Genomic DNA, 21,980 nt, shown 5'->3' with positions numbered 1-21,980 from the left:
GGTGGACCGCTAGAGCGCAAGGCCCGCGAGCGGGAGGCACCCCCACAGATGGTGCCAGCGCCGGGGGCCAGGAGCATCCCGTTCCACGATGCGGTCGCCCGGCGCGAAGAACTTGAGGGCATCGAACAGGTGGTCCTCTTCTGCAACGGCCCGCAGTGCCCGCAGTCGCCCACCGCGATCCGGGAGTTAGTTGAGGCGGGCTTCCCTGCCGGAAGGATCCGCTACTACCGCGGTGGGATACGCGACTGGGTGACTCCCGGTCTGCCCACCGAGCCAGGCCGAGAGCCCGCCTGAACCTCGGGGTAGTACCGGCGCCACCCCGAGGCGCCACCCTCTCCTGCCGGACCGACCACGGGAGGTCTGCAACTAGAGTTGCCCGGTCAGGGCCCGATCACGCGGGGCGAGGTCGGTCGCGAGAAGTAGGGGATCGGGCGCTCAAGGCGGTGCTCCGTGGAGACCCGAGCTGACCGCCAATGACTTGGACCGTTGACCTGATCAGCACGAAGTCTCCAGCCCTGCCCACAACTAGCAGAGGAGAACGATCGCAACATGTTTGAACAGAACACTCATCTCGTCAGCCTCGGTCTCGGCGACTTCGGCTCCGGGATCAGCAGTGTGAAATCCTGGGTCGTCGCGTTTGTGGGCTTGCTCGTCCTTGCCTTGCTGGCTTGGTGGACCACGCGCCCCGCCCGACGCGCAGCACGACCCCAGCTTCCAGCCAGCCCACCAGAAATCACATCCGCGCGCCGCACGAGGCCCGGGTCGAATTCCGGCCACGGGCCAGTGGGTGAAGCGCCACGACACCCACAGCGCTTGCCACCGGGGTGAGTTCACCGGCTTCGCGGCCCTGATTGTCGTCGCGCTCGGGGTCAACCAGCAGGCACAGGCCGCCCTCCTGTGGAGCCGGTGCTCAGGTCGCCGAGAGTGCGTCGAGTGCCAACGTGCCGTGGAGCCCTCGACGGCGGTGCGAGTCGGGGTTCGATTGCTGGCGGATAGGGGCAGACAGGCATCGTCCCTGGGCGCGGTGTCGGCGGACTGCACCCGTTGTCCCGCCATTATCGACGTGGTGATCGTCCGTTTGTCACAGCACAGCGGGTTGCCCGTCACGGTGATCACGGCCCACGGGGCTCCGACGACGAGCCGGGGCAGATGGACGGTGTCCGGCTACCCGCTGGGGCCGTTCGCAACGATAGCAAGGACGACCTTGACATTCCAGTGGACTGGAAGGTTTACCGTGGGGGTTGTGCGCACCAAGTGGTGGCGCGCCGCGAGATCGAGGAGGACAGACATGGAGACGATCACAACTACCTATACCGTCACGGGGATGACTTGCGGTCACTGTGTGGCTGCAGTTTCGACGGAAGTCGGCCAGATTGATGGCGTCACCTCGGTAGAGGTTGAACTCGTGCCGGAGGGGACGTCCTTGGTGAAGGTTAGTGGGTCGGTTCCTGCGGATGGGGATGCGGTCGGCGCGGCTGTGGACGAAGCCGGATATGTCGTGACGGGGGTGCTGGCGTGACAGACTCCATCCGGTTGGTGCTCTTCGCTGTGGTACTGGTGGTCGCACTCGGCGTCGGCCTCGTGATTGGGGCAGCGGTCGGGCCGATCGCGGTTGCCGGGACAGACGGCGGCGCCCTGGTCCAGGTCGGAGAGTTCCTATGAGCAACATCATCGAACTTGATATCGGCGGGATGACGTGCTCGTCCTGCGCCGCCAGGATCGAGAAGCGACTCAACCGCATGGAGGGCGTCGAGGCGAGCGTGAACTATGCCACCGAGCGGGCGAAGGTCGACCTTCCCGAGGGCACAACGGTGGAAGAGGCGATCGCCTCCGTCGAGGCGACCGGCTACTCGGCGCGTTTGCGCGAGCAGGCCGGCGCGGCGAAGACCGAAGCAGGCGAGGCTGAGGCCCCAGCCGACGAAGTGTCCGCGCTACGTCATCGCCTAGTCGTGTCGGCGGTTCTGAGCACGCCAGTGCTCGTCCTCTCCGCAGTAGAGTTCCTGCAGTTCGACAACTGGCAGTGGCTGGCGTTGACGCTCACTGCACCTGTGGTGATCTGGGGGGGTTGGCCCTTCCACCGGGCGGCGTGGACGAATGCGCGGCACGCGGCGGCGACGATGGACACGCTGATCAGCGTCGGTACCCTGGCGGCGTTCGCGTGGTCGTTGTATGCGCTCTTCTTTGGGGCGGCAGGCAATCCGGGGATGCGCATGGGGTTCAGCCTCATCCCGGAACGCGGTGGTGGCTCGGCGGAGATTTACTTGGAGGTGGCGGCGGTCGTCACGGTGTTCATCCTCCTGGGCCGGTGGTTTGAAGCGCGGGCGAAGAAGAGCTCGAGCGCGGCCCTGCGGGCATTGCTGGAGATGGGCGCTAAGGACGTCGCGGTCCTGAAGGACGGCGTCGAGACTCGCATCGGTATCGACGAGTTGGTCGTGGGCCAGGACTTTGTGGTCCGTCCCGGGGAGAAAATCGCCACCGATGGGCAGATCATCGAAGGGGCCTCCGCGGTCGACGCATCAATGCTGACCGGCGAGCCGGTCCCCGTCGAGGTCGGCCCAGGGGACTCCGTCACCGGGGCAACGGTCAACGCCGGAGGAAGGCTCGTCGTGCGTGCGACACGTGTCGGCGCCGATACCCAACTGGCTCAGATGGCGAAATTGGTCGAGGATGCGCAGACCGGAAAGGCCCCGGTGCAGCGGCTTGCCGACCGCATCTCGTCGATCTTCGTGCCGATCGTCATTACCCTGTCCGTGGCAACATTGGGCTTCTGGCTGGGCGCTGGCGTCGGAACGGAGATGGCCTTCACTGCGGCCGTCGCGGTGATGATCATCGCGTGCCCGTGCGCGCTCGGCCTGGCCACGCCGACAGCTCTCATGGTGGGTACGGGACGGGGTGCTCAGATCGGTGTCCTGATCAAGGGCCCGCAGGTCCTGGAGTCGACCCGGCGCGTGGACACCATCGTGCTGGACAAGACCGGAACGGTGACGACGGGCACGATGCGCCTGGTCGATGTCGTGGCCGCGCCCGGCATCGATGGCGACGAGCTCCTGAAGACAGTCGGGGCACTGGAGGACGCGTCCGAGCACCCCATTGCCGCAGCGATCGCTGGCGGCGCACGGGAGCGGCTGGGCGCTCTGCCTCCCGTCACTGGGTTCACTAGCCTTCAGGGCCTGGGCGTCGAGGGGACCGTCGGCGATCGACAGGTCGTTGTCGGCCGTATGCGTTGGCTCGCCGAACGCTGGTCGGTGGCTCCGGATCCGACGCTCGCCGCCGCGCTGGACGCGGCGGAGTCGGCGGGACGCACCGTCGTCGCGGTCGGCTGGGACGGGCAGTTGCGGGGGCTGGTAGTGGTCGCCGACACGCTCAAGGTCACCAGTGCCCAGGCGGTACGCGAACTCATCGCGCTCGGCCTGCGTCCGGTGCTCCTGACCGGTGACAACGCCCGCGCCGCAAGGACGATCGCCGACGAGGTAGGAATCGAGGAGGTCATCGCCGAGGTGATGCCCGCGGACAAGGTCCGAGTGGTGCGGGACCTGCAGGAGGCGGGACGCGTGGTCGCGATGGTCGGTGACGGTGTCAACGATGCCGCAGCCTTGGCCCAGTCGGACCTCGGCATCGCCATGGGTACGGGATCTGACGTCGCTATCGAGGCCAGTGACCTGACGCTCGTCCGTGGAGACCTGCGTGTCGCAGTGGATGCGGTGCGGTTGTCGCGCCAGACGCTCAAGACCATCAAGGGCAACCTGTTCTGGGCGTTCGCGTACAACGTCGCGGCGATCCCGTTGGCGGTCTCGGGGTTGCTCAACCCTCTGATCGCTGGCGCTGCGATGGCCTTTTCTTCAGTGTTCGTGGTCACGAACAGCCTGCGTCTTCGCCGGTTCCGCGCGATCTCGACCACAGTCACCCCAGCGGGCGAGACGCACCAAGTGCAGGCGCCGCAGGAGGCACTGCCGGTCGGCTGATCGAGTGGGGTGGGCGCCCGGCGCGGCGTCCACCCCGCGATGCCGCCGGGCGACGCAGAAGTCCGATGCGCGAACAGCGGCTGGCCGCGAGGGGATCGCGCTGACCCTGGCCGACGGCTGGGCCCCGGTGGAGAAGGATGACCGTGGAGCGCAATACACGACAAGGATCTTCGGCTACGGCCCGCGGATTGATTGGCCGTTCGGCCGCTCGGCCGCTCGCGCCAAGGCCGCATCGTTCTCACGAAGCCTGCGCGAGGCCGTTTTGCACCGCTTTGTTACGCTTCGTTTTCATGAGCCAGGCGAAGATGCGTCCCGATTTCCTGAGGTCCCTCGAGGAGCTGGACGGAGCGATCGGTCGGGAGTTGCCGGAAAAGCTGCGGGAGATGTTGCGGCTGCGGTGCTCGCACATCAACGGCTGTTCCTTCAGTGTGAGGCTGCATTCCGACGGTCTGGCGCAGCGCGGCGTGAGGGTGGACCTCATCAGCGCCTTGGCGCGACCAGTCAAACTCATGCGCGAAGACCTCGTGTCTGAAGCCGAGGCTGCGGCGCTGCGGTTCGCCGAGATACTCACCGACTACCCGCGAGGACTCGAGTTGGAGGCGCGGGATCAGGCGGCCACGTACTTCACGCCCAAGCAGTTGGGGGCGATCGTCGAGGTGGTGGCCGTGGTGAACGCCTGGAACAGGGTGACGCGCGGTTCGGAGTAGGACCATGTCCCGGTCGCAGTGCCGGGACCTTTCCAGAGACCTTTGGCCCAGGGTCCTAGATGCCCCCCTGGGTATAGGCTGACGGATGGTGCACCCCTGCACCCTCGATCAGCGAAGAAGGTGATCCCCCATGGCACGCGTCGTGGTTCTCGGGGCCGGTGTCTCAGGACATACCGCAGCCCTTTACCTCAAGAAGCGGCTGGGCAAGGCTCACGACGTCGTCGTCGTCTCCCCCAACTCCCAGTACAACTGGATCCCGTCCAACATCTGGGTGGGCGTGGGAAAGATGACAACGGACGACGTGGTCTTCCCGCTTGCCCCTATCTACGCGAAGAAGGGCATCGAGTTTGTCCAGGCGAAGGCCGTCGCGCTCTGGCCGGAAGGCGACGCCGACGCTGATCAGCCGGCGGTCGAGGTTGAGCACACTTCGTCCGACAGGGCGGGCGAAACCGAGAAGATCAGGTACGACTACGTCATCAACGCGACGGGCCCCAAGTTGAATTTTGGTGCGACGCCGGGACTCGGCCCAGACGAGGGCCACACCGTGTCCGTTTGCACCCCCAGCCACGCGACCGAGGCGAACATCAAGTTGGGCGACGTGATCGAGGCGGCCAAGGCGGGCAAGACCCAGCGCGTCGTGATTGGCGTCGGTCACGGCACCTGCACGTGTGAGGGTGCCGCCTTTGAGTACACGTTCAATGTGGAGCATGAGCTGAGGGCCGCCGGGGTGCGCGACAAGGTGGAGCTCACCTACCTCACCAACGAGAACGAACTCGGCGACTTCGGCGTGGGGGGCATGCAGTTTGAGCAGAATGGTTTCAGGACAACGAGCCAGTTGTGGACTGAGTCTCTCTACCGTGAACGCGGGGTTAAGGCGATCTCCGGTGCCGCGGTCACCAGCATTGACGAGGGTGTCATCCACTACGACCAGCTCGATGGCTCGCACAACGATCTTGAGTTCGACTTCGCGATGCTGCTCCCGCCCTTCAAGGGAGCGGACTGGAAGGCGTACAACAAGTCTGGCGAGGACATCACCGACACGGTGTTTGCGCCGTCGGGCTTCATGAAGGTCGACGCCGACTACTCCAAGAAGTCGTACGACGACTGGAGTGCCAAGGACTGGCCGCGCACGTACCAGAACCCGACCTACAAGAACTGCTTCGCCGTCGGCATCGCCTTCGCACCACCTCACCAGATCTCGAAGCCGCGCGCCACACCTGACGGGCTTGCCGTCGCGCCGAGCCCGCCACGGACGGGAATGCCCTCCGGCACCATGGGCAAGGTTGTGGCCTTCTCTGTGGCAGACATGATCCTCAAGGGGGCGAAAGAGCCCACGCACTCGGCCTCGATGGCCGAGATGGCGGCGGCTTGCGTCGCGTCTGCGGGGACCGGCATGCGGACGGGCACCGCCGCGGCGATGACGATGAGCCCCGTGGCCCCTGACTGGGAGAAGTATCCCGAGACGGGCCGCAACCTCAAGGAGACGTTCGGCGAGATCGGCCTTGCTGGGCACTGGGTCAAGCGGCTCCTGCACACCCTGTTCATCTACAAGGCCAAGGTCAAGCCCGGCTGGACCTGGATCCCCGAGTAAGGAGGCGCGCCATGGACAACACCAACGAGCGCATTGCGCAGGCACCGTTACCGACCCCCCGTGAGTTGCGCCGTCGCCGCAATCCTGTCAGCCAGTTCTTCCGGTTCACGCGGATCAACTGGACCATGTGGAGGCTTGCGCGCAAGCACCACTGACGTTCTCCGTCATACGGGAGCCAAGCGCCCGACGCCATACCCTCGGCCCCGTGTTCGCTGACAGTGAACACGGGGCCTTGGTGCATCCAAACGGGTGCTTCTGCCGGAAGTAGGGGGTGAAGCGGTCGCACAGGGCGGCTGCGGAACGGAGAAGCACATGAAGAAGTCAGTCATTGGCGGCCTCGCGGCGGGCATCATGCTTGCGGTCGGTTCAGGCGCCTCAGCTGTTGCCGTCGAGGACGGCAAGTCCGATCTCGCCGTGTTGCACGGCATTCCGGGCCTCACGGTCGATGTGTACGTCAACAACGCATTGACGCTCGACGACTTTGCGCCAGGCGACCTTGCTGGCCCGTTGAGCCTCGACCCGGGTGACTACGAGGTGGCCATCACGGCAAGCGACGCAGCCGACGCTTCGTCACCGGTTCTCGGTCCCATCACGATTAGCCTCGCCGCGAACATGAGCTACACCGCCGTCGCGCACCTGGATGCTTCAGGTGATCCCACCGTCGGTCTGTTCACCAACGATAATTCGGCCACCGCCGCAGGTGAAGGCCGACTCACGGTGAGGCACGTGGCTGCAGCACCCGCGGTCGACATCTTGGCTGACGGTGCCGCGGTGTTCACTGGCCTCGAAAACCCGGATGAGGTCATGGCCGACCTGCCGGTGGGCACGTACTCAGCGGCTGTGGCGCTGGAAGGCACCACCGATCCGGTCATTGGCCCCGCGCCGGTGACCCTCACCGAGGGCGTCAACACGATCGTGTACGCGTGGGGCAGCGCAGGAGATGGCTCGCTGGCGCTTGCCGTCCAGAATGTCGACACGATGATGAACGCTCCCGGTGGAGTCTTCGCAGGCTCCGCGCCGCTGTCGGGCTCTCAGAACGACCTGCCCGTCGGCTTGATCGTTCTTGCCGGTCTCGCCCTCGTGGGCGCCGGCATCGCCGGTCGCGCCGTCGTGATCTCGCGCCGCTAGGCGCTCACCACCCTCAACGGGGGCGCTCTCGAGTATTCGAGAGCGCCCCCTGACACCTGGAGCGATCGCCATCATGACCTCTCGCACCGCCATCCTCGCTACCGCCGTTTGCCTCATGATCGCTTTGCTGGCTGCAGCGGGCGCCGCATCGGCATGGCCGGGGGCCGTCGTATCTCAAGACGTCACGGGCACCCCGGCCGAGTCTCCGATCACGGACGTGGTGCCCGCCATCTCGGCGCCAGTGGTGGTGGGTGCGGTGCCCATCAGGTCTTCTGAGCCAGAGGCCGTCGCCGCCCACGCCGAAGTCGTCCCGAATTGCCTCGCCATTCCCAGCGTCGGCGTGGACATGAACGTGATCACCACGGGTCTCGCACCGGACGGCTCGATGGCGCTCCCGGAGAGCTCCGCGACGGCTGCGTGGTATCGGCATGGCGGACTGCCGGGAGAACGAGGGCGCGCCGCCTTGATCGCCGCGCACGTGTCCTCCGCCGTCGACGGCGAGGGCCCCTTTGCCCGCTTGGCGCGGCTCGCTCCCGGCGCTGAGGTGGCGATCGCTCTGTCTGACGGAACCGTGAACTCCTTCGCCGTGGCGCGAGTCGAACACATCTCGAAGCAGACAGTCGACTTTGAGGCAATCTCTGCTGGCAGCCCGGGAATGGTTGTGCTCGTGACATGTGGGGGAGCCTGGGATGCGAAAGCGCAGAGCTACGACGACAATGTGATCGTGTGGGCGGTATCCACGCAGGTGCCATGATGGGTCACGTCAACCTGGTGAAGGAGAGTCGCACGGTGGATCGGGCCGAGGAAGCAGCGGGCGTCCGCCTTGCACATGCCTTCGCAGCGGGTGCTGAGGGAGCACTCGAGGAGATTTACAAGGACGTGTCGCCGCTGGTCTTCACGCTCGCCTCGCGAGCCTTGGGGGACCAGACAGAGGCCGAGGACGTGACTCAGCAAACATTTGTGGCCGCCTGGCGATCACGAAGCTCCTTTGACCCCGACGGTGGCGCTCTGCGCGGCTGGATTGTTGGCATCGCACGCAAAGCAATCGCCGACGCGCTCGAGCACCGCTCTCGCGATCGCAGGCGGCTCGAGGCGGTGCGCGATGCGCCACCTGTGCCCGTGCGGGACCTCCTTGATGACCTGGTGCTCGCGTACGAGATCGAGGCCCTAGGCGACCCTCGGTGACTGATCGTGGCGCTCGCGTTCTACGAAGGCCGCACCCATGAAGAGATTGCGCGGTCCCTTGATATGCCCTTGGGCACCGTGAAGAGCCACATGAGAAGATCGCTCACCACCTTGAAGACCCGATTGGAGGCCGCCGATGTCGCATCTTGATGACGACAGGATCGCCGCAGCGGCTCTTGGCGACCCCTTGGATGAGGGCGACACCCTCCACCTCGCTAGTTGCGCCGCGTGTTCCGCGCGCGTGCACGAGTTGAGAGACATCGCGGCGCGAGCGGCGGCCGCTGGCCGACCGGCCCCTTTGCAGACCCCTCCCACCCGCGTGTGGGACGCCATCCAGGCGCAGGTCGCCGGTGACGAGCAAGAGGTGCCAGACGTGGCGTTGGTGATCGGTGCCGATCCAGACGCCGACGTACTGGAGTTCAGCCCCCGGGCAAGCAAGCGTGCCCGCTTCACTGGCCGTGCACTCGCCGCCGTCGCGGCTGCTGGCGTTGTTGTTGGCGGCGTCGGTGTGGGTGTCGCGGTCTGGGCACAAGGAGGCGGCGTTGCCGCCGACGTTGTGGCCGAGGCGCCCCTGACAAACCTTCAGACAGAGGCCGCCGCTGGAAGCGCGCGAGTAGAAGCTCGCAGCGACGGCACCCAAGTGCTCGTGATCTCGACAGACTACGTGGCCGCTCCCGACGCCGACCTCGAGGTGTGGCTGATCGATCCGGAGATCGAAGGCATGGTGTCTCTTGGATTCCTCGTCTCCGACAATGGCGAGTTCGCCATTCCGGAGGGTTACGACCCCGCCGACTATCCGATCGTCGATATCTCACTCGAGCCGCGCGACGGCGTGCCCACGCACCACGGCGACTCTGTGACACGGGGCGTGCTTGAGCTATAGCATCGTCGCGGTCGTGGGTTAGTCACCCGCCGTTTCCAGCCAAAACTGGCGAGCTCGATCGCGTTCCTCAAGCGCCCCACTGAGGCGCTGCGTGTCAGCTGAAGTCCAGCCTTCTGGGTCGATGACATGCACCCAGGCTGTGGCGTTCGCTGAGGCAGAGTAGAGGTGTCCGAAGCCGCGCGGAACGGACCCAGCGCTCGGAATGTCGAGAAGGGTCTGCCACATCGTGACAAAGGGGAACCAGTCGGTCTCCCTCGATACGTCAGGCGCACGCTCGGAACCTGCAAGCCAATCAGGCTCCCGCCACGCGATGCTCGGCTCGAAGAACCCGATCGGATCCGAGCCGTGTTGAAGATAGGCGATGCGTGTGGGTCCCCAAGGGCCGGCCGGTTGACCGAGTGAGTCATCTTCGCCAGTGAAGCGCACGGTTCGGCCACGCTCGACGACAGGTAGCCATGGGGGAGAGCCTTCTTCGCGTCCCTCGATGAGATCCGCGCGCAAAGGGTTCACAAACGTGGGCCCCACCATCAGCGCGCCATCGATGGGTTCGTTGATGATGTTCGCGGAGGTCAAGACGGACTCGACGCCGAAGGACCCGAGCGACAGTCCGTAGAGGAACAGTCGGGGCCGTTGCTGTTCAGGCAGCGTGCTCCAGTACTCGTGGACCGTGCTGAACATGACGAGGGAGGTCTCCTTCGTCACGTCTTCGTCCGCGAGGAGCGAGATCCAACTTGGCAAATAGGAGTATTGAGCACCAGCGACGGCGACGTCACCATTGAAGATGAAGTCGAAGGGGTCAACCCCCAGTGGATCAATGAATCCTGTACCGGTCGTGGTGGTGAGCAAGAGAGCCTCGCGGTCGAACGCCCCCGTGCGGATCAGCTCCTGAAGCAAGAGGTCGGCGCGTTCTTGAAGGGTCTCGGCCGACTTCAGACCGACGTACACCCTGATGGGTTCGACGGCGCCGCCGCCGCTATAGTCATTGATCTCGTCGACAGTAGGCACGTAGGAGACGAAGGCGCGACCCTCTCGTCCAAGGGTGTTCCACGGGACAGCGGACTCAGGGCTCCCAGACAGCAGCGGCGACGATGGCTGGGTGACTCCAGGCTTGTCAGCGCTGTCGCGGGTCGAGAAGAGGGCATTGGAGGCCGCGAAGAATCCTTGAACCAGGAGGCCCGAGAAGACGAGCCACAGCAGCACGAGCAGTCCGGCGGATGACAAGGTGATGGCAAGCCGACGCGGCAGCCACACATCGAGCCGGTCTCCTACCGTGCGAAAGAGCAGTCGCAGGCTTCTTGCCACGATGAGGATCACCGCCGCGACCAACGCGGTCGCCCCGATGACGATCGGCCATGCAGTGGGGCTGAGAGGATCCATGCCCATGAGGTCCCTGATGTCGTTTTGCCAGCCGACCCAGTTCCAGATCGAAAGCCCTGTGCTGAGAGCGATAAGGGTGAGGACGGCCGCGACAGCGATCCTTTGCCATTTGCCCTGCAGGTTGGGAACGCCGAGGTAGTTCCACAGCGCATGGCCAGCCGCACCGAGCCCGTATCCGACCACGAGCGAGACGCCAGTGGCCATGCCTTGCACAACTGCGTCTCGAGGGAGCAAGGACGGGGCCAGTGAGAACGACGTGAAGATCGCGCCGACAGCCGCTCCTGGTCCGGAGAAGGAGGGCTCAAACACTCGCGGCGGGAGGCGTCTTTCAGGAAAGGAGAAGACAGGGGAGTGCGCATCGTCCCTGGTGGCGGTGATCGTTCGCGGCGCCATGCGCGGGTTCTCAGGCAGGATCTCGGCGCAACGGCTGCGTCATGCAGTGGGCTCCGCCCCTGCCACGACCGAGTTCGGCGCCCACAATCTCGAGCACCTCGATTCCCGCCGCGCGCAGCTTCGCATTGGTGTGGGTGTTGCGGTCATAGGCCACCACCACGCCTGGTTCCAGGGCGAGCACGTTGTTCCCCGAGTCCCACTGCTGGCGTTCTGAGGCGTAGCGGTCGCCGCCCGTTTCGATGACGCGGAGTCGGTCGAGCCCCATGGCGTCGGCGACAACGTCGACAAACGGACGACGCTCGGGCGTGACGTCGAGCATGACGGGACCCTCGCCCGGTCGCAAGGAGTATGTTTCGATGTCGTCGACGATGCCGGGGAACACGGTGGCGACGTCTCGGTCAGCCAAAGTGAACACGGTGTCGAGGTGCATGGCAGCGCGCAACCTCGGCATCTTCGCGACGATCACGTGTTCTGCTGCTCCGCCCGCAAAAAGTTCGAAGGCGACTTGCGTGATGGCCTGGCGCGAAGATCGCTCCGACATCCCGATGAGGACCGTGCCATTGCCGATCGGCATGACGTCGCCGCCTTCAAGTGTCGCGAGCCCGTGATTCAGTTCCGGGTCTCCCCACCAGAAGTGAACGGGGTAGTCGTCGATGTCCGGTTCGTCATCAGGCAAGATGTCGCGATCGACCGCAGGGCCGAACCCTGGGAGAAACTCCCCGCGAGGGTCGGCGGCGTTGAAGGCTGGGTGGAAGGAGTAGACCGCCTTCATGATCAAGGTCTCGGCGTGGCGTGCGGGCCAGAACAGCGGATTCAACGTGACGCCTTGATAGATCCACGACGTGGTGTCACGGGTGTAGAGGGTGTTGGGCAGTGGCGGCATCAGATAGTCGCGCATGCCCGACTCTTCGCGGACCAGTTGCAGCGTGGGGGGCGAGAAGTCGCGTGGCAGGTCAGTCAGAGACAGGCCTCCAAGGACGTACCTCGCGAGGTTGTGTGAGTCGAGCGAGTCGAGGAAGGCCCTGAGGTCGGTCGCCAACCCGAGGCCGACTTCGTCGACCGTGAGCTTGCGGTCGAGCAGCCATGCTCGTGCTGCGGGAATCGCCATGGTCTCTGCGAGCAGTCGGTGCAACTCAAGGACCTCAACGTCGCGTTCCTCCATGAGCGTCACGAAGGCCTCATGGTCGCGGCGGGCGTTATCAACCCACATCACGTCGTCAAAGAGCAGGTCGTGACAATTGGAGGGGGTCAGGCGATTGTGGGCAAGGCCTGGCGAGCACACGAGCACCGACCGCAAGCGACCGACCTCGCTGTGGACCCCGTAGCCAGGGTGGACGCGGGCGGGGGCCGTGACCTCCATGGCGACTCTCCTCCGGTGGGCGACACTTCGGCTTCGACGGTATCACCGGCGATAGCGGCCCTGAGAGTCGCGGGAGGGGCCCCCGCCCCACGCGTCGGCGTCGCTAGCGCGTGAACACGCGTCCGAAGAGAGACGACGAAGATCCCTTCGCTGAGCCGGACGAGTGTCCTTGGCAGCGCTGAGACTGGGGGACGCCTGCAAGTGCCTGCTCGACGTGATTGCCGCAACCGGTCCAGGTGGCCTTTCCACAAGTGGGGCAGGTGGCGGGAGAGCACATAGTTGAGCCTTTCTCAAGAGGTTGTTTTCGCCAGGTTAGCATACCCCTGGGGGTATAACAAGCGGGCCGGATGCACCGTCGACCACCTAGAGCAGGTCGCCAAGTGTGACATTTATCACACCCGGCCCGGCGTCACGATCTTCTCCCGAGAGCGTCTCACCTTGTAGAGCAACGGATCTGGAGACACTATGTGGGATCGCACCGATAGGTCAGCGCGGCCAGCGCGTGAGTTCGCGCAAGCGCACGGCCTTGTCTATGCGGCTTCGGCAAATCCCGCGGCGACTGACCTGTGCGACGGCGTGCCGTTCGCGGGCCTACCGATGCGTCACCATGTGAGCGGCCAGTGGCGCGGACGTCCGGCCGAGCGGTGGGAGGCGGCGCGCTACACGATCGAGAAGATGCAGTTGCCGCGTCCGCTACCGAGCATTCGGATTGTTCCGCAGAGTTCGGGTGTCGACACGCCAGCCACCGGATCCACGACCTTCGCTACGGGGGACGCCGACTTTGACCGTCGTTGGTCGGTGACGACGGAGAGCGCACACTACGCCGCCGCACTGCTCGATGAGACCATGCGCGAAGCGCTCATGCACCCAGCGGCGGAAGGGCGCGCGCTCGCGATCCGTGGCGAGACGGTGACATCATGGGCGCACAATGACGCCACATGGGCGGACGCGCGGGTGCGCCTCGACTTCTTGGCCGTCGTGCTCGGCCGCATCACGCCGAACGTCTGGGAGCGTTTCTCGCCGGTAGCACCGGTGCCAGTGGCTCCAGAGGCGGTGTGGACGCCAGCTCCACAACAGGAGCAGGACGAGTTCGCCCAGTGGGCGATCGCACCAGTGCCGGAGGCACCGCACAACGACCGCGACGACGCTGGTCCCGACAGCCTCACCGACACTGGTGAGTTCGAGGTGGCCCTTTTCAACGCTCAACTCAACGGCACGACTTTCCTTCCCCACCCCGCGGGGTCGGAGGACGAAGAGTATTCGTCGTGGCGCGTCGCCCCCTTGACTCGCTGAGCGACTGCCACGTCGTCGTTGGCGGCGTTTCAGCAGTTCTGTGACGAGGACTACTCTCAAGGGTGAGCGGTTGCGCCACGAGTGGCGTTCCAAGTGAGGTGAGAATGAGCGAGCGACGTCCCGTGACGTTGGCGGATGTCGCGCAGGCGGCTGGCGTGGCCAAGTCAACTGCTTCCTACGCCTTCTCCGACCCCTCGAGGCTGTCTCCCACGACGACGCAGCGCGTGCTCGACGCCGCTCGCGAACTCGGCTACTCGGGTCCCTCCGCACTTGGCAGGGCCCTCGCTTCCGGTCGGACGAGCGTGGTGGCCGTGGTGACCAGGGCATTGCTTGAATCTCCTGACACTGACCCCTTCGCATTGCGGGTGGTCGACGGGATATCACGCGAACTTGCGTCGCTCGGATATGGCGTGCTGTTGCTGCCGCCGATCACCGACGCCGCCACCAGGAAACTCCATGCGGGTGCCATCTACGATGCGGCCATCACCGTGAGGCGCATCGATGGCATCGAGGAGACTGACGCCATGCTTGCGCAACGCGGCGTTCCTTGGGTGCGGCTCGACGGGACCCCCGATGAGGAGAAGGCCGTCGCCATCGACGCACAAGCTCCCTCCATCGAACTCTTGACCGCGCTCGTCGGCTGGGGTCACGAACGCATCGCGACCGTTGCGCTGCGACCAACACTTGAGGAAACAGAGCCAGCGTTGTTGCATGCCGAGGACGCGAAGGCGCTCGTCGAGGGACTTCCTGGCTCCGTGCCGCAGCGCGTGCCGCGCGCGAGGCTTGAGGCCTTCGCTCGCGTAGGGGTGATGCCGTCTCACGTTGCCGTATGTCCCATCGTGACCAGGGAACACGCGTACGACGCTGGCAAGGAGCTCCTGTCGCTGCCAGTGGGAGTCAGGCCGACGGCGATCGTGTGCCAAGCCGACGTGTATGCCTGGGGAGTGTGGGACGCGGCGAGGGATCTGGGGTTGCGTGTCCCCGAAGACGTCTCCATCACAGGCTTTGACGGTCTGACTGAGGGCGTGTTCGCGCACTTGGACCTGACAAGCGTGGTGCAGGACGGTACCCAGAAGGGCCGTCTGATCGCTCGGTGGGTGGCCCTTGCTTGCGCCAGCGACGAGCTGCCGCCGCCTTTCGACCTCCCATTGGCGGTGCGCTGGGGATCTTCGGCGGGGCCTGCTCCGGAGGCCTAGAGACTCACTCCCGCGACCGCTTCTCCCGTCGGGGAGTCCGATCCTCCATACGGTTCCTCCGTGATCTTGAAGTCGGTCACGCCTTCGAAGCCCGTATGCATGACGGCCATGAACTCGCCATCCCTGTCCGGCATGAAGGTGGGTCCTGGCATCATCTCGCCACCGTCGATCACCACCCACAGTTGGTACTCCATGCCGTCAGCGGGGGCGGGGGCGTCGACGCCCATGAGCGCGACGCCGTTCATGCGTTCGCTCATCACCAGATGAGATGAACCGAGACCGAGTTCCATCGTGTGCGCGTCTGGTGCGGACGAGACCATCATGACTTCGCGTTCGAGGGCAGAGGCGTCGGGGGAGTCCGCTGAAGTGAGGTAGGCCCCGATTCCTGCAACCGCGATGGCCGCCGCGGCGACCGCGCCAGCGAGTGGCCACCTGCGTCGTCGACCAGAGGTCTGAACTCGAGGAGCCGACGGCACCGAAGGCGGCAGTTGCGCGGTCCTGGAAACCTGCTCGCGTACTGCCGCGCGTAGCGCTGCGGGCGGAGGTGTCGCTTCTGCATCGACCATGATGGCGACGACGTCGGACATTCCCGCCAGTTCTGCGCGGCAGTCGGCACAATCGCGCAGGTGGTTCTCGAAGAGCTTGCGCTCCACGTCGTCGACCGCGCCGACGACGTAAGGGCCAAGAAGGGAGTGAGGATCGTCCACGATCTCGTTCATCGTTCCTCCTCCTCCCAGGCGTCTCGAAGTTTGATCAGGCCGTCGCGAATGCGCGCCTTTGCGGTGCCCAGGGGGACTCCCAGTGACGCAGCGACTTCGCGATGCGTGAATCCCTTCGCGAAGGCGAGATCGAGTGCCTCCTGCTGACGTTCGGTGAGCAGGAGCAGTCCCTCTCGCACGCGGCTTGCTTCCCACTCGCGATGGGCGACGTCAACCACGCCGTCTGGTTCGGCCGGGCTGCCCGTCATCTTCGCTCCATGCGCACGCAGTCGGTCCGTGTGGGCCTGCTCCGATCGCACTCTGTCAATCGCGCGACGATGGGCCACGGTGAGAATCCACGCACGGCCGCTGCCAGCCTCGGGGCGGTATCTCCTTGCGCTTCGCCACACCTCTACGAGGACATCTTGAGCAACCTCTTCTGCGATCGAGCGATCTCGCACCACCCTCAGCGCCACCCCGTACACCGAGCCGGCCACCGCGGTGTACAACTCGTCGAACGCCACCTCGTCGCCGCGACCCACCCGCTCGAGCAGCTGGCCGATGAGCGCGGTTCGCTGTGCAGAGCGGTCAGCCGAGGAGGCCGACGGAACGACGGCGGCCGTCGCGTCGTCGACCACTCTCAGATGCCGCTGCGGGTCCACTGGTTCTCCTTGAGCCACGACTTGCTTGGGCTAGCCTTCGTCTTCCATCATCGCGTCTTCGGACATCATGGCGTCTTCCGACTCCATCGCGTCTTCCGACTCCATCGCGTCCTCAGACATCATCGTGTCTTCCGACATCGTCGGCTCGTCGGACGTCTCGTCCTTTGGGTCTCCGCAACCAGCCAACAGGGTCGCCGCGAGGACCGCGATCGCGGGAGCTGCGAGAATGCGCGCTGTCTTCATGTTTCCTCCAGTTCAGTGGGTGAAGGGGTCTTCCCACGGTGGTGATTCGGTGCGGATGCTACGTCGGATGGGCTCAACCGAAAGTGAAGGCGTACACCTCGACGCCTTCTGACACGTCAATGCTCATGACGTCGTCGACAGGGTCCCCCGCGTAGAGGTCGTACAAGTCGGAGGTTCCGTCAACGATGACAGTGCGGCTGGCGTCCGATTCGCTCGCAAGGCCAACGGTGACTTCTCCCGTCCCCGCTAGCACCAGGTGGACATCGGCCGCGTAGAAGTGCAGGTTGAGGCGCGCGTCGGGTCCCGCGATCGCCCTCTCTCCCTCGATCGTCCACGTGCCGTCGTAGCTGAAGTGGTGAAGCTCCGGCGTGGACGTGCCGCGATAGGTCTCGCGTTCGTCCGTGGCAATCCCTTCGTTCTGGGCGTACTCAAGTCGCCGCCAGCCAAGGTAGAGCTCTGGAGTTCGACCTTGGGTGTGGTTGCCTGGATCGGCCTCCACAGGGGCCTGGGCCGGAGCATCAAGCAACTCTTGGATGAGCCGCTCCGTCTCCTCGTAGCCTCCCTCGCCATAATGAACCTGGCGGACGGTGCCCTGCTGATCGATGAGATAGTGCGCGGGCCAGAATCGCTGGTCCCACGCCCGCCACGTGTCGAAGTTGTTGTCGATCGCGACGGGATACTCGATGCCATAGCGTGCGGTGGCGTCCTCGACGTTCGACACCACCTTCTCGAAGCTGAACTCAGGGGAGTGCACGCCAACAATCGTCAGGCCATCGTCGCGGTAGCGCTCGTCCCACGCCGTCAGGTAGGGAAAGGTGCGTTGGCAATTGATGCACGAGTACGTCCAGAAGTCGAGCAACACGACCTGCCCTTCGAGACCGTCGAGGCTGAGCGGCGCACCGCCTTCGGTGTTGAGCCACGCCTCAATGCCTTCGAAGTCACGGGCGGGTCCGCAATCGGCGAGACGGTCGGACGTCTGTTCTTCGCACTCATCGAAAGTCAGTTGGCCAGCGGGGGCCGCCGGCTGATCGTCCCTGCCGGCAAGTGAGTCAAGCTCGCCTCGCACGCCGTCATTGTTCTCGATCCGCTCCTGAATCTGTGCGAGCGTGCCGGGAACGAGGCGTTGAAGGGGCTCCGCGATGTTGGTGGCGATGGCCAGCGAGGTGAGGATGAGGACTACCCCAGAGGCGATGCGGATGGTCTGCAGGCGTTCGCGCACTGCTCGTATGCGTGATCCGATGCTCTGGCCCGCGACCCCAAAGGTCAGCAGCGGGATGGCGATGCCGATCGAGAACGACAGGGTGAGCACGACGAGCCCCCAACTGAGGCCATTCGTCGCCGCCAGCACGGTGATGGACGCGAGAATGGGACCAGCGCACGGCACAAAGACGAGGCCGAGCGCGAGGCCCATCACAAAGCCGTTGCCGTCTCTGTTCAGCCGGGGCAACCTGGTGTTCTGGAAGGGCCGTTCAAGGATGTGCCCGACGGCCGGAATCGCAAGACCAACGCCGACGATCGCGAGGGTGACGATTCCCGCCCACCTGAGCAGGTCGTCGGGAAGGCCAAGGCTTGACAGCAGAATGCCGCCGAGGAGCGTGAACACTGCGAAGCTCGCGACGAGCCCGCCGACGACGACCAGCGGCCTCCTACGAGACCTCGCACCGTCCTGCAGGGATGAGGTCAGGATTGCTGGCAGCACCGGCAGGACGCAAGGGCTGATGGCGGTGATGAGGCCGGACACGATGCCGACGATGACGAGGGTGAGCATGCCCTGTGTTCGACGCTGACGGGCCCGCGGATGGGCGGTCTACGGTTGGCGATGAGGTATGGCGTCGAGCCACTCGAGCACGCGTTCCTCAAAGACATCCGCAGCGTCTGCGTCGTAGTCCGCGCACGATGGGTCGGCGAACATGTGTCTTCTGCCGGGATAGCGGTGGAGGTGAGCGTGTGGCGAGTGCCGCAAAAGCGCGGCCAGGTCCGATTCGGCCACCCAGTCGTCAGGGTCGGCGACATGGATGGCGAGGCGTACGTCGTGCCGCCACTCGCCGCCGATCTCTTCGGGCGCGATCGCGCCGCCCATGAGCAGGCAACTGTGAATGCGGCGCCACTCTTGAGCGAGCAATTGCGCGGGGAAAGTGCCGAGAGAGAAGCCGATGACCGTGTCGGCCGTGGGGTGGTGCAGCGCCGCCCTGCGCGCGATGTCTTCGATCGCGTCGTGGCCGATGCGGCCCGCGTGCGACACGCCTTCATCTACCGAGGGGAAGACCCTCCCAGCGAACATGTCCGGCGCATGAACCGTGTGGCCGGCCGCGCTCAGGCGCTCGACGAGGAAGCGCATTCCCTCCGTCAGGCCATGCGCGTGGTGGAACAACAAAATCTCGGCCACCACTCCAGTGTGCCCCCCGAAGCCCGGTGACGCGACTGTTAGGAGCGAGTGTTCTCTGCTCAAGCACGTCAGTAGCCTTGGGTCATGGCACATCACACGAAGAGGCCCCCGTCGCGGGCGTGGGGCTGGATGCTCGTGAGCGTCCAAGGCGTTCTCTTTGTCGCCCTCGCACTCTGGCCGTCATCGTGGGGTCCTCAACTTCTGAGCTCTCGGCCACTCGGAGCCGCTCTCTTTGTCCTCGGTTGCTGCGGGATCGCGGCCTCTGCGCTCCACTTGGGCAGGGCGCTGACCCCGTTGCCCCACCCCAATGGCGCTGGCATGACGGCCAGGGGCGTGTATCGCTGGGTCCGCCATCCCATGTACTCCTCGGTGTTGCTCGTTGCCGCAGGCCTCGCGGCCGCGCGAGGGACCCTCGTCGTGTGGGCGCTGGTCGTCGTGCTCGCCGTGTTCTTTGACCTCAAGACCCGTGTTGAAGAGGAGCTACTTGTCTCCTCCTACGACGGCTACGCGGCCTACGCGTCGCGCACCGGCAAGTTCATTCCCGGCGTGGGAAGACTCCGCTGAGCCTGGCCTGGAGACGGTGTCCGGTGAGCGAAGGTCGTCGCCACATGAGCGAGTTGCGGCAATTACTCATTATCAATGATGAATATGAATGGGTATCCACAATTGGCACCTGAAGAACCTGTGACATCTCTACACTACGAATTGTGGGGGATCACCAAGCTCAAGTGCTATTGCATCCGGTAAGGATGCGAGTAGTCCTTGCCTTGGGGTCCGACGACCTCACCACCAAGCAGCTTCGCAAGCGCGTGCCAGACGTGGCGCAAGCGTCTTTGTATCGCGCGATCACCAGGCTCGTGGACGCGGGAATCATCGCAGTGGTCGAGCGTCGTCAGCGAGGCGGGGCGATGGAACGCGTCTATCGCGTGGTCAAGGCGCCCCAGACCGAGCCCGCCGTGAGTACGGCACAGGGTTTCGCCGCCGCCGCAGACACTGTCGCGCGCGCTCTGTCAGTTGATGCGGCCCAATGGGCCGCGAGCCCCTCGTGGCGCCCCGGCCAGGCTCACTTGCGTCGCGAGGTATTGCATCTGAACGCCGAGCAACTTGCGGAATTCAACAGCTGCGTGACGCGCACATTCGACGAACTGGCTGCCCTCCAGAAAACGCGTCACGCACCCGCCTGGATTGTCACGTGTGCAGCGATTCCGGCGTCGGCCGAATCCGCGTCACCAGGGCAAGCGGCTGCGCCGAACCCTCATCGCTGAGAGGCCCATGAACCCCTCGGCACCGCCGGGATGAGGTGCTGATTCCGGCGGCACCGGCAGCGTCAGCGGCGTACGCGTCGCTTGCGGTTGCGAAGCGCCGTGCGCGCCTTCTCAGCACCGCCGGTGAACGCCACCGCGCGTCCGCGTGGTCTGAGCGCCGTGGGTCGCGTGCGAGCGGCCCACGCCGCGCGCCGTTGTCTCAAGTCGAAACGCGCCTGGACGGCAACCCGCAGACGGCGGGGGACGCGCAAGCGTCGCAATGTGTCGGAATCGATCGTGGTCGTGATCGCTCCGGCCGCCATCGTCAACACGAACGATGCAAGCGGTAGCGCACCCGTGCCCCACTCGGCCACGATCGCCGCTCCCATGACGGGACCGGCAGCTGCGCCGAAGTTCACGGCGACGGTGTACATGCTCGCGCCGACGTCGGTACGCCACGGCGTGTGGCGCATCGCCCAGTTGAGCAGGGCTGCGACGAGGGCTGCCCAGCCGGCGGCCTGGAGGACCTGGGCTGCCAGGGCTGACCACGTCGTCGCGAGGGAGAGTAGACCCCACGCCATCGCCAGGAGAGCGAGACCAAATCTGACAGCGTGGACGACGTTTCGCGCAAGAAGGGGCGTGATGGACAGCGTCGTCGCTACCGCGACGATCCCGCCGAGCGCAAACAATGCCGGGATGCTGCCGACGCTGAGACCCACCTGGCGCGTGAAGAAGGGAACGATGTACGTCCAACTCACGCTCATGCCGACGGTGGCGGTAAAGGCGACCGCAAGCACCCTCGCGAACATGCGCCGCGAAGGCAGGTCTCCTCGAGTGTGCGGAGTGTGACCCTCGTGCCGGCGAACGCCGCCAGGCAGGGAAAGAATCACGGAGGCCGTCAGCATCGCGCCGATCACGGCCAACCCCCAGTACGGCGCCTGCCAACTGAACGTGGTGCCGGTCAAGGTGACAAGCGGTGTGCCCACCACTCCCGCGGCAGCAGAACCGACCATGACCCTCGTAATGGTGCGTGCGCGTAAGTGAGGGGCGAAGAGACTCGTAGCCGTCGGCGCGACCACCGCCCAGAACAGAGCATGGGCCGCCGCGGTCACGATGCGGCCGCCTGCGAGTTGCACGATGCTCTGCGACGATGCGGCAATCACGACTCCCGCGGTCCACACGCCGAGCGTGATCGACAGCGTGAGGCGCCTGCTGACGCGCGCTGTGATCAACGTCAGGGGAGTAGCTGCGACGACGACCGTCAGCGCGAACGCAGTCGCCACCAGCCCAATAGACGCGAGAGGAACGCCGAGTCCCGTCGCGATCGTTTGGCTCAGTGCGACGACCGATACTTCGTTGGCGCCCATCGCGAAGGCCGAGGCCGAGAGCGTGGCGAGAGCCAGTTTGGCTCGCAGCGGCGACAGCGCGAGGGCCTCAACGGATCTGGTCCCGGCGTCGGCCTCGTCGACCACCACCGCGCTGGCGCTCGCGACAATCGGCATTGACGCGGTGGTGACGTCCTCGAGCGGTTCGACATCCTCGATAGGGGTCGTTTCCAGGACGAGCGCTTCGGGGACGTGAGGGAGTTCTCGAGTGGGATCGGGATCGTCGTAGGCGATCGACCCTGAGGTGGTGGACAAGCGCGTACTTCCAAGCATGGCGTGACGGTGTG

At 65.3% G+C, this 21,980-nt stretch carries 24 protein-coding genes; 16 read left to right on the top strand and 8 right to left on the bottom strand.

What is annotated here, in order from left to right; translation table 11 throughout:
* The first annotated feature begins 48 nt into the window (after nucleotides 1-48).
* From LGT36_RS07285 to LGT36_RS07235, 12 genes are all read left to right on the top strand, one after another.
* Nucleotides 49-294, top strand: a complete 246-nt coding sequence (locus tag LGT36_RS07285) for a rhodanese-like domain-containing protein (protein WP_226096592.1) — start codon at nucleotides 49-51, stop codon at nucleotides 292-294.
* A gap of 493 nt (nucleotides 295-787) precedes the next feature.
* On the top strand, nucleotides 788-1,519 hold the full coding sequence (locus LGT36_RS14220) for a heavy-metal-associated domain-containing protein (RefSeq protein ID WP_370634309.1): 732 nt from the start codon (nucleotides 788-790) through the stop codon (nucleotides 1,517-1,519).
* Complete coding sequence (locus LGT36_RS07275; protein WP_226096593.1) at nucleotides 1,516-1,662, top strand: hypothetical protein; 147 nt, start codon at nucleotides 1,516-1,518, stop codon at nucleotides 1,660-1,662. The genes LGT36_RS14220 and LGT36_RS07275 overlap by 4 nt, the downstream gene beginning before the upstream one ends.
* Nucleotides 1,659-3,962, top strand: a complete 2,304-nt coding sequence (locus tag LGT36_RS07270) for a cation-translocating P-type ATPase (RefSeq protein ID WP_226096594.1) — start codon at nucleotides 1,659-1,661, stop codon at nucleotides 3,960-3,962. The genes LGT36_RS07275 and LGT36_RS07270 overlap by 4 nt, the downstream gene beginning before the upstream one ends.
* Nucleotides 3,963-4,252: 290 nt before the next feature.
* The gene (locus LGT36_RS07265; RefSeq protein WP_226096595.1) at nucleotides 4,253-4,669 is read left to right on the top strand and encodes a carboxymuconolactone decarboxylase family protein; all 417 of its coding nucleotides are present in this window, start codon (nucleotides 4,253-4,255) and stop codon (nucleotides 4,667-4,669) included.
* Nucleotides 4,670-4,799: 130 nt separating this feature from the next.
* Nucleotides 4,800-6,260, top strand: coding sequence for an NAD(P)/FAD-dependent oxidoreductase (locus LGT36_RS07260; RefSeq protein WP_226096596.1), 1,461 nt, complete (start codon nucleotides 4,800-4,802; stop codon nucleotides 6,258-6,260).
* Between the two features lie 11 nt (nucleotides 6,261-6,271).
* Entirely contained in the window at nucleotides 6,272-6,415 is a 144-nt protein-coding gene (locus LGT36_RS07255) for a hypothetical protein (RefSeq protein ID WP_226096597.1), read from the top strand.
* A 157-nt stretch (nucleotides 6,416-6,572) separates the two neighbouring features.
* Complete coding sequence (locus LGT36_RS07250) at nucleotides 6,573-7,388, top strand: DUF4397 domain-containing protein (RefSeq protein WP_226096598.1); 816 nt, start codon at nucleotides 6,573-6,575, stop codon at nucleotides 7,386-7,388.
* A gap of 73 nt (nucleotides 7,389-7,461) precedes the next feature.
* On the top strand, nucleotides 7,462-8,142 hold the full coding sequence (locus tag LGT36_RS07245) for a class F sortase (RefSeq protein WP_226096599.1): 681 nt from the start codon (nucleotides 7,462-7,464) through the stop codon (nucleotides 8,140-8,142).
* Nucleotides 8,139-8,573: an RNA polymerase sigma factor gene (locus tag LGT36_RS07240; protein WP_370634308.1), complete on the top strand. Its 435-nt coding sequence runs from the start codon at nucleotides 8,139-8,141 to the stop codon at nucleotides 8,571-8,573. Before LGT36_RS07245 ends, LGT36_RS07240 begins: the two co-directional genes overlap by 4 nt.
* A 6-nt stretch (nucleotides 8,574-8,579) precedes the next feature.
* A complete protein-coding gene (locus LGT36_RS14215) occupies nucleotides 8,580-8,723 on the top strand; it encodes a sigma factor-like helix-turn-helix DNA-binding protein (protein WP_370634307.1) in 144 nt (47 codons plus the stop codon).
* Complete coding sequence (locus tag LGT36_RS07235; protein ID WP_226096600.1) at nucleotides 8,710-9,456, top strand: anti-sigma factor; 747 nt, start codon at nucleotides 8,710-8,712, stop codon at nucleotides 9,454-9,456. Before LGT36_RS14215 ends, LGT36_RS07235 begins: the two co-directional genes overlap by 14 nt.
* An 18-nt stretch (nucleotides 9,457-9,474) precedes the next feature.
* Here LGT36_RS07235 and LGT36_RS07230 read toward each other — a convergent pair whose 3' ends face one another.
* Complete coding sequence (locus tag LGT36_RS07230; RefSeq protein WP_226096601.1) at nucleotides 9,475-11,226, bottom strand: alpha/beta-hydrolase family protein; 1,752 nt, start codon at nucleotides 11,224-11,226, stop codon at nucleotides 9,475-9,477.
* 10 nt (nucleotides 11,227-11,236) lie between these two features.
* Entirely contained in the window at nucleotides 11,237-12,586 is a 1,350-nt protein-coding gene (locus LGT36_RS07225) for an arginine deiminase (protein WP_226096602.1), read from the bottom strand.
* A gap of 465 nt (nucleotides 12,587-13,051) precedes the next feature.
* Here LGT36_RS07225 and LGT36_RS07220 point away from each other — a divergent pair, with 465 nt between their 5' ends.
* Nucleotides 13,052-13,879 carry a hypothetical protein gene (locus LGT36_RS07220; RefSeq protein WP_226096603.1) on the top strand — a complete coding sequence of 276 codons (828 nt, stop codon included), beginning with the start codon at nucleotides 13,052-13,054 and terminating at the stop codon, nucleotides 13,877-13,879.
* Between the two features lie 104 nt (nucleotides 13,880-13,983).
* Nucleotides 13,984-15,075, top strand: a complete 1,092-nt coding sequence (locus LGT36_RS07215; protein ID WP_226096604.1) for a LacI family DNA-binding transcriptional regulator — start codon at nucleotides 13,984-13,986, stop codon at nucleotides 15,073-15,075.
* Here the strand turns inward: LGT36_RS07215 and LGT36_RS07210 are convergent.
* From LGT36_RS07210 to LGT36_RS07190, 5 genes are all read right to left on the bottom strand, one after another.
* Nucleotides 15,072-15,794, bottom strand: a complete 723-nt coding sequence (locus tag LGT36_RS07210) for an anti-sigma factor domain-containing protein (RefSeq protein WP_226096605.1) — start codon at nucleotides 15,792-15,794, stop codon at nucleotides 15,072-15,074. The genes LGT36_RS07215 and LGT36_RS07210 overlap by 4 nt on opposite strands.
* Nucleotides 15,791-16,435, bottom strand: a complete 645-nt coding sequence (locus LGT36_RS07205) for a sigma-70 family RNA polymerase sigma factor (protein WP_226096606.1) — start codon at nucleotides 16,433-16,435, stop codon at nucleotides 15,791-15,793. Before LGT36_RS07205 ends, LGT36_RS07210 begins: the two co-directional genes overlap by 4 nt.
* 30 nt (nucleotides 16,436-16,465) lie before the next feature.
* Nucleotides 16,466-16,678 (bottom strand): hypothetical protein, encoded by a 213-nt coding sequence (locus LGT36_RS07200; protein WP_226096607.1) that lies wholly within the window; start codon nucleotides 16,676-16,678, stop codon nucleotides 16,466-16,468.
* A gap of 73 nt (nucleotides 16,679-16,751) precedes the next feature.
* Entirely contained in the window at nucleotides 16,752-18,446 is a 1,695-nt protein-coding gene (locus LGT36_RS07195; protein ID WP_226096608.1) for a cytochrome c biogenesis protein DipZ, read from the bottom strand.
* A 39-nt stretch (nucleotides 18,447-18,485) separates the two neighbouring features.
* A complete protein-coding gene (locus tag LGT36_RS07190) occupies nucleotides 18,486-19,064 on the bottom strand; it encodes a dienelactone hydrolase family protein (RefSeq protein ID WP_226096609.1) in 579 nt (192 codons plus the stop codon).
* Nucleotides 19,065-19,148: 84 nt separating this feature from the next.
* Between LGT36_RS07190 and LGT36_RS07185 the strand changes: the two genes are divergently transcribed.
* Together LGT36_RS07185 and LGT36_RS07180 are read left to right on the top strand one after the other, a co-directional pair.
* Nucleotides 19,149-19,628, top strand: coding sequence for an isoprenylcysteine carboxylmethyltransferase family protein (locus LGT36_RS07185; RefSeq protein ID WP_226096610.1), 480 nt, complete (start codon nucleotides 19,149-19,151; stop codon nucleotides 19,626-19,628).
* Nucleotides 19,629-19,771: 143 nt separating this feature from the next.
* Complete coding sequence (locus LGT36_RS07180) at nucleotides 19,772-20,329, top strand: helix-turn-helix domain-containing protein (RefSeq protein WP_226096611.1); 558 nt, start codon at nucleotides 19,772-19,774, stop codon at nucleotides 20,327-20,329.
* Between the two features lie 62 nt (nucleotides 20,330-20,391).
* Here LGT36_RS07180 and LGT36_RS07175 read toward each other — a convergent pair whose 3' ends face one another.
* The gene (locus LGT36_RS07175; RefSeq protein WP_226096612.1) at nucleotides 20,392-21,966 is read right to left on the bottom strand and encodes an MFS transporter; all 1,575 of its coding nucleotides are present in this window, start codon (nucleotides 21,964-21,966) and stop codon (nucleotides 20,392-20,394) included.
* Between the last annotated feature and the right edge of the window lie 14 nt (nucleotides 21,967-21,980).

Source organism: Demequina sp. TMPB413, from assembly GCF_020447105.2.
GTDB lineage: Bacteria > Actinomycetota > Actinomycetes > Actinomycetales > Demequinaceae > Demequina.
This window is presented reverse-complemented; position numbering and strand designations above follow the sequence as displayed.

Excerpts from the sequence above, each read along its gene's own strand:
- LGT36_RS07225 (WP_226096602.1), bottom strand. The coding sequence starts at position 12,586 with ATGGAGGTCACGGCCCCCGCCCGCGTCCACCCTGGCTACGGGGTCCAC.
- LGT36_RS07175 (WP_226096612.1), bottom strand. The coding sequence starts at position 21,966 with ATGCTTGGAAGTACGCGCTTGTCCACCACCTCAGGGTCGATCGCCTAC.
- LGT36_RS07285 (WP_226096592.1), top strand. The coding sequence starts at position 49 with ATGGTGCCAGCGCCGGGGGCCAGGAGCATCCCGTTCCACGATGCGGTC.
- LGT36_RS07270 (WP_226096594.1), top strand. The coding sequence starts at position 1,659 with ATGAGCAACATCATCGAACTTGATATCGGCGGGATGACGTGCTCGTCC.
- LGT36_RS07255 (WP_226096597.1), top strand. The coding sequence starts at position 6,272 with ATGGACAACACCAACGAGCGCATTGCGCAGGCACCGTTACCGACCCCC.
- LGT36_RS07230 (WP_226096601.1), bottom strand. The coding sequence starts at position 11,226 with ATGGCGCCGCGAACGATCACCGCCACCAGGGACGATGCGCACTCCCCT.
- LGT36_RS07215 (WP_226096604.1), top strand. The coding sequence starts at position 13,984 with ATGAGCGAGCGACGTCCCGTGACGTTGGCGGATGTCGCGCAGGCGGCT.
- LGT36_RS07185 (WP_226096610.1), top strand. The coding sequence starts at position 19,149 with ATGGCACATCACACGAAGAGGCCCCCGTCGCGGGCGTGGGGCTGGATG.
- LGT36_RS07260 (WP_226096596.1), top strand. The coding sequence starts at position 4,800 with ATGGCACGCGTCGTGGTTCTCGGGGCCGGTGTCTCAGGACATACCGCA.
- LGT36_RS07245 (WP_226096599.1), top strand. The coding sequence starts at position 7,462 with ATGACCTCTCGCACCGCCATCCTCGCTACCGCCGTTTGCCTCATGATC.
- LGT36_RS07235 (WP_226096600.1), top strand. The coding sequence starts at position 8,710 with ATGTCGCATCTTGATGACGACAGGATCGCCGCAGCGGCTCTTGGCGAC.
- LGT36_RS07265 (WP_226096595.1), top strand. The coding sequence starts at position 4,253 with ATGAGCCAGGCGAAGATGCGTCCCGATTTCCTGAGGTCCCTCGAGGAG.
- LGT36_RS07210 (WP_226096605.1), bottom strand. The coding sequence starts at position 15,794 with ATGAACGAGATCGTGGACGATCCTCACTCCCTTCTTGGCCCTTACGTC.
- LGT36_RS07250 (WP_226096598.1), top strand. The coding sequence starts at position 6,573 with ATGAAGAAGTCAGTCATTGGCGGCCTCGCGGCGGGCATCATGCTTGCG.
- LGT36_RS07195 (WP_226096608.1), bottom strand. The coding sequence starts at position 18,446 with ATGCTCACCCTCGTCATCGTCGGCATCGTGTCCGGCCTCATCACCGCC.
- LGT36_RS07220 (WP_226096603.1), top strand. The coding sequence starts at position 13,052 with ATGTGGGATCGCACCGATAGGTCAGCGCGGCCAGCGCGTGAGTTCGCG.
- LGT36_RS07240 (WP_370634308.1), top strand. The coding sequence starts at position 8,139 with ATGATGGGTCACGTCAACCTGGTGAAGGAGAGTCGCACGGTGGATCGG.
- LGT36_RS07200 (WP_226096607.1), bottom strand. The coding sequence starts at position 16,678 with ATGAAGACAGCGCGCATTCTCGCAGCTCCCGCGATCGCGGTCCTCGCG.